7 protein-coding genes are annotated in these 5,463 nt (G+C 67.0%); 1 reads left to right on the top strand and 6 read right to left on the bottom strand.

Features of this window, described 5'->3' with window-relative positions:
• A partial coding sequence (locus tag WAN02_RS10635) for a glutamine synthetase beta-grasp domain-containing protein (RefSeq protein WP_422264123.1) occupies nt 1-611 on the bottom strand: 611 nt, incomplete at its 3' end.
• Between the two features lie 196 nt (nt 612-807).
• Between WAN02_RS10635 and WAN02_RS10630 the strand changes: the two genes are divergently transcribed.
• Nucleotides 808-1,272: an RDD family protein gene (locus tag WAN02_RS10630; protein WP_422264122.1), complete on the top strand. Its 465-nt coding sequence runs from the start codon at nt 808-810 to the stop codon at nt 1,270-1,272.
• A 94-nt stretch (nt 1,273-1,366) separates the two neighbouring features.
• Here the strand turns inward: WAN02_RS10630 and WAN02_RS10625 are convergent, their stop codons facing one another.
• From WAN02_RS10625 to sucB, 5 genes are all read right to left on the bottom strand, one after another.
• Complete coding sequence (locus tag WAN02_RS10625) at nt 1,367-2,119, bottom strand: DUF4191 domain-containing protein (protein ID WP_422264120.1); 753 nt, start codon at nt 2,117-2,119, stop codon at nt 1,367-1,369.
• A gap of 27 nt (nt 2,120-2,146) precedes the next feature.
• Nucleotides 2,147-3,094 (bottom strand): lipoyl synthase, encoded by a 948-nt coding sequence (gene lipA / locus WAN02_RS10620; RefSeq protein ID WP_422264118.1) that lies wholly within the window; start codon nt 3,092-3,094, stop codon nt 2,147-2,149.
• Nucleotides 3,091-3,789 (bottom strand): lipoyl(octanoyl) transferase LipB, encoded by a 699-nt coding sequence (gene lipB, locus WAN02_RS10615; protein WP_422264116.1) that lies wholly within the window; start codon nt 3,787-3,789, stop codon nt 3,091-3,093. The genes lipA and lipB overlap by 4 nt, the downstream gene beginning before the upstream one ends.
• A 44-nt stretch (nt 3,790-3,833) precedes the next feature.
• Nucleotides 3,834-4,742 carry a TIGR01777 family oxidoreductase gene (locus tag WAN02_RS10610; RefSeq protein WP_422264114.1) on the bottom strand — a complete coding sequence of 303 codons (909 nt, stop codon included), beginning with the start codon at nt 4,740-4,742 and terminating at the stop codon, nt 3,834-3,836.
• Nucleotides 4,743-4,755: 13 nt separating this feature from the next.
• Nucleotides 4,756-5,463, bottom strand: a 708-nt coding sequence (gene sucB / locus WAN02_RS10605; RefSeq protein WP_422264112.1) for a 2-oxoglutarate dehydrogenase, E2 component, dihydrolipoamide succinyltransferase, incomplete at its 5' end; no start/stop codon positions are given.

Here is a 5,463-nt window from a genome sequence, read left to right as displayed (position 1 = left end):
GTGAGAATCGTGTTGCGCAGGTCAACGAAGTGGTCGGTGGGGGCGACCGGGAAGTAACCGCCCTTGGGGCGCACCTTGTATCCGCGGGTCGGGCTGCCGTCGTTCTCGGTCGGCTCGCCGGTGTTCCACCAACCGGAGATCGCGTCGACCTCGTAGAAGGTTCCGTTGATGCGCGAGTCGAAGCTGACCGAGTCGAAGATGTAGAACTCGGCCTCGGCGCCGAAGTAGGCGGTGTCGGCGATGCCCGTGCTCTTCAGGTAGTTCTCGGCCTTGCGGGCTACGTTGCGCGGGTCGCGCGAGTACGGCTCAAGGGTGAACGGGTCGTGCACGAAGAAGTTCAGGTTCAGCGTCTTGGCTTGGGTGAACAGGTCGATTTGCGCGGTGTCGGGGTCGGGGAGGAGCAACATGTCGGATTCGTGGATTGACTGGAACCCTCGAATCGACGAGCCGTCGAAGGCCAGCCCGTCCTCGAATACGCTCTCGTCGAAGAATGAAATCGGAATTGTGAAGTGCTGCATGATGCCTGGCAGGTCACAGAACCGCACGTCGACGAATTCGACATGCTCGTCCTTGGCCAGTTTGAAAATGTCGTCGGCCGTATTTTCGGACACCGAAGCGCTCTCCTTTGCTGCGAGCTTCGAACCACTGTGGTTGCTGATGAGCATCCCGTTTACGTAGGTGTAACGGGTTGCCCGGTCAGACGCTATGGACGCGGTGCCGCCTGAGTCAAACCTCGTGTTACATCGACGTTACGTGGCACCACGTGCTGTCCCTGAGTCTGGCCAGAACTGACCTTATTGTGGGGTGATGACCCGCAGCAACCGCCCCCCGCCATCCGGTCGGGAACCCGTCGGATCGGGAGAACCGCAGGGGTATCAGGGCCGGCCGCTCGGTCTGCCCGAACACGGTCCCGGCTCATTGGCCCGGATGGGCCGTCGATTGGTCGCGCTGCTGGTCGACTGGTTGCTTGCGTACGGTTTGGCCGCCCTCGGGATGACGCTCGGGCTGATCCCGTTGCGCATGCTGTCGACGGCGGTCTTGGTGATCTGGCTGGGACTCGGCATCGTGGCCGTTCGGTTGTTCGAGTTCACCCCGGGCCAGCTGGCGCTGGGCCTGCGGGTGATATCCGTCGACGAGCGGCTGCACGTCGGACTGGGCCGGGCCACGGCGCGCGGTGTGCTGATCGCATTCGTCATACCGGCGTTGTTCGTCGACGTCGACGGGCGGGGGATCCAGGATCGCGTGACCGGCACCGCCGTCGTGCGGCGCTGATACCGGATTGCCCGGCTCCTCCTCATCGCGCTGCGCGTCCCCCTCGCCGCTTCGCGGCTGGGAGGTGCCCCCGCTGCATCGTCAAGCCGGTGGTCTACCGGCGGCGCACAGTGCGCTGGACGCCGCGCATCTTGGCATTGCCGGGGATCGGGCCCTTGGGCATCGCGGCGGTCCCGGCCCGCGATCCCAGTGCGCTCAGCCGTGACTCCAGCGAGTCCATCTGCTTGACGGTGATGTTGGCCGGCAACTTGGTGAGGTGGCGCTCGAGCTTGGCCAGCGGAACCTCACCGTCGCCGTTGCCGACGACGATGTCGTAGATCGGGACATCGCCGACCAGTCGCGCGGTGCGCTTCTTCTCCTGGGCAAGCAAAGGCTTGACCCGGCTCGCGGATCCCTCGCCGACCAGGATGACGCCGGGACGCCCGAGCACCCGGTGAACGGCATCGAAATGCCCGGTGGCCGCAACCCCGTGGGTGACCCGCCACTTGCCGCGCAGGTTGTCCAGCGCCCAGGCGGCGGCCCCGGTTTGACCGTCGGCCTTGCTGTACACCGATCGCTGCGCGCGCCGGCCGAAGATGATGAACGCCGCCAGCGCGCCCAGTACGACACCGAGCGCAGGCATCGAGATCAGGGCAAATCCGCCGGACCACACCCCGATCGCGACGGCGATGCCCACGATCAGCACGAACGCGCCGATCATGTAGGGCAGTAGTCGCTTGTCCTCTTGACGCTGAATGTTGAACGCCTGCCAGAGCTGGCTACGGCGCTCCTTAGCGGCCGCCTTGCGCGTGGCTTTCGCCTCGGCTCGGGCGGCCTTGTTCGCCTTGGCATCGCGGGGTTTGGCCATAGTAGCCAAGAATACTGACAGCCGGGCTCAGCCCGGCTGTGCGGTGGGCGTCTCGTGCCGCTGCTGACTGGCCTGCTGGTAGAGCCGTCCGGCCCGGTACGACGAACGCACCAGTGGACCGGCCAGCACTCCGGCGAATCCCAGTTGCTCGGCGTACTGCGCGAACTCTGCGAATTCATCGGGGTGGACCCAGCGCTCGACCGGATGGTGCCGCGCGGACGGGCGCAGGTATTGGGTGATGGTGACGATGTCGCATCCGGCCCCGTGTAGGTCAGCCAGCGCCGCACGCACCTCCTCGGGCGTCTCGCCCATCCCGAGGATGAGGTTGCTTTTGGTGACCAGCCCGAAATCCCTTGCCGCGGTGAGCACGTCGAGGCTGCGCTGGTAAGAGAACGCCGGACGAATGCGCTTGAAGATCCGCGGCACGGTCTCGAGGTTGTGGGCCAGCACCTCGGGGCGGGACTCGAAGACCTGCCGGAGCTGGTCTGCGTCGCCGTTGAAGTCGGGGATCAACAGCTCGACACCGGCGGACGGGTTGAGCTCTTTGATGGCCCGCACGGTCTGCGCGTACAGCCAGGCGCCGCCGTCGGGCAGGTCGTCGCGGGCCACACCGGTCACGGTGGAGTACCGCAGGCTCATCGCCTGCACGCTCTCGGCGACCCGGCGCGGTTCGTCGCGATCGAGCGGCGCGGGCTTGCCGGTGTCGATCTGGCAGAAGTCGCAGCGGCGGCTGCACACCTCACCGCCGATCAGGAAGGTGGCCTCACGGTCTTCCCAGCACTCGTAGATGTTGGGGCAGCCGGCTTCCTCGCACACGGTGTGCAGGCCTTCACGGCGGACCAGCTTCTTCAGCTCGGTGTATTCCGGGCCCATCCGGAGCCGGGTCCTGATCCACGGCGGCTTGCGCTCGATCGGGGTTTCCGCGTTGCGCACTTCCAAGCGCAGTAGCTTCCGACCTTCGGGGGCAACGGTCACGACGTCGATGCTACGCGGGCGGCGCTGTGCTGCAGGTTAACTGCCAGCCGGCCATCCAGGGCCTCGCAGACCGCCTCAGCGACCGCCGACCGGACATCCTCGACCCCGACTTGGTGGTCCAGTTCGGCGGAAATCGATGTCACGCCGGCGTCGCTGATACCGCACGGGATGATCGTCTCGAACGCGCCGAGGTCGCAGTCGCAGTTGAGCGCGAACCCGTGCAACGTCGTCGCCCGCGCCACCCGCACGCCGATGGCGGCGATTTTGCGCGCCGGTCGGCCCCCGCCGGCCGGCACCCACACTCCGGAGCGGCCGTCGATGCGGCCTACCTGCAGACCCACGTCGGTGCATACCTTGATCAGCGATTCCTCGATGCGCCGAACGTAATTGACCACATCGAGCGGCTCGGTCAGCCCGATGATGGGGTAGCCGACCAACTGCCCCGGCCCGTGCCAGGTGATCTTGCCGCCGCGATCGGTGTCGACCACGGGTGTGCCGTCGCTCGGCCGCTCGTGTGCCGCGGTGCGCCGGCCAGCCGTATAAACCGACGGGTGTTCGAGCAGGAGCAATTTGTCGGTGCCGCCGGCGGCGCGCGCCTGGGCCAGCTCCTGCTGCAGCTGCCAGGCGACGCGGTAGTCCACGGTCTCCATCTGGCGGATGTCGACCGGGACCGTGCTCGAGCGGATCGAACTCACGGCGCAGAGGTTACAACTCGAACCTGGCGACAACCTGGCAGCTGCTAGGCGACATCGCGCGTCGCGGTGGCGTAGCGGAGTGCTTCGCCGACCGTCTTGTGCTCAAATTCGAAGCCGGCCCGCTCCAGCGCAGCGGGGATCGCGCGTTGCCCGCTCAACAGCGTCTCCTCGGCGAATTCGCCGAGCGCAGCCCGCACCGCGAAAGCCGGCACCATCAGCGGGGTGGACCGGTTGACCGCCCGGCCCAGGGCGGCGGTGAATTCGGCGTTGGTGACCGGCGCCGGCCCGGTCAGGTTCACCGGCCCGGACAGCCGGTCGTCGTCGATGGCGAACCGCAGCGCCCGCACCTGATCTTCGAGGCTGATCCACGACATGTACTGGCGGCCGCTGCCCAGGCGGGCTCCGAGGCCCACAGAGAACAGCGGCCGTAACTGACGTAGCGCTCCGCCGGACGCGGCCAGCACCACGCCGGTTCGGGCCAGCACCACGCGCATGCCGGCGTCGCGGGCCGGCACCGTGACCGCCTCCCAGTCCTTGCACAGCTGGGCCAGGAAACCTGTTCCCGGCGAGGAGGTTTCGTCGACCACACGGTCCTTCGTGTCGCCGTAATAGCCGACCGCGCTGGCGTTGACCAGCACGCCGACCCCCGCGTCGGCGACGGCGGTGGCCAGCACTTCGGTCGGGGTGATGCGGCTGTCGCGCAGGTTCTGCTTGAACGCCCCCGACCAGCGTCGCTGCCCGATGTTGATGCCGCACAGGTTGACCACGGCGTCGACGCCCTGCAACGCCCCGGCGTCGAACTCGCCGCCGTCTGGATCCCAGTGCAGCTCATTGGCGTTCGCCGGTGCCCGACGCACGATCCGCAACACGTGGTGGTCTGCGGTGCGCAGCGCCGTGACCAGAGCCGACCCGATCAGGCCGGACGAGCCTGCGATCGCGACGGTATGGGTCACGATTCAAGCCCTCCTAGAGTCCCAGATCGGCCTCGAACGCGCCTTCTTCAAGCCGATGCCTGATGGAGGTCACGAACCGTCCGGCATCAGCGCCGTCGATCAGTCGATGGTCGTAAGTCAGCGGGAGGTAGCAGACCGACCGCACGCCGATGGATTCGTTGCCGGTTTCGTCGACGACGACGCGCGGTCGTTTGACGATCGCCCCGGTGCCCAGCATCGCGGCCTGCGGCGGCACCAGGATTGGGGTGTCCATCAGCGCGCCCTGACTGCCGATGTTGGTGATCGTGAAGGTTCCGCCGGACAGCTCGTCGGGCCGCAGATCGCCTGAGCGGGCGCGGGCGGCGATGTCGGCGATCGCGCGCGCCAACCCGGCCAGCGACAGGTCGCCGGCGTTGTGGATGACGGGGGAAAGGAGCCCCTGCTCGGTGTCAACCGCGAAGCCGAGATGCTCGGCGTCGTAGTAGGTGATCTCCTTGGTGTCCTCGTTGTAGCTGGCATTGACATTCGGATGCGCTTTGAGCGCGTCGATCACGGCGCGTGCGATGAACGGCAGGAAGGTCAGATTCACGCCCTCGCGTTCAGCGAACCCGGCCTTGGCCTTTTCCCGCAGCGCGACGATCCTGGTCATGTCGGCCTCATGGATCTGGGTGAGCTGCGCGGTGGCTTGCAGCGACTCGCGGGTCTTCTTCGCTGTGATCTGCCGGATCCGGCTGGCCTTCTG

The organism is Mycobacterium sp., from assembly GCF_049281135.1.
GTDB lineage: Bacteria > Actinomycetota > Actinomycetes > Mycobacteriales > Mycobacteriaceae > Mycobacterium.
Note: the sequence above shows the minus strand (reverse complement) of the source record. Positions and strands in the feature narration are given on the sequence as shown.

Bases quoted from the DNA above. Each gene is read 5' to 3' on its own strand.
- WAN02_RS10630 (WP_422264122.1), top strand. From the start codon at position 808: ATGACCCGCAGCAACCGCCCCCCGCCATCCGGTCGGGAACCCGTCGGA.
- WAN02_RS10625 (WP_422264120.1), bottom strand. From the start codon at position 2,119: ATGGCCAAACCCCGCGATGCCAAGGCGAACAAGGCCGCCCGAGCCGAG.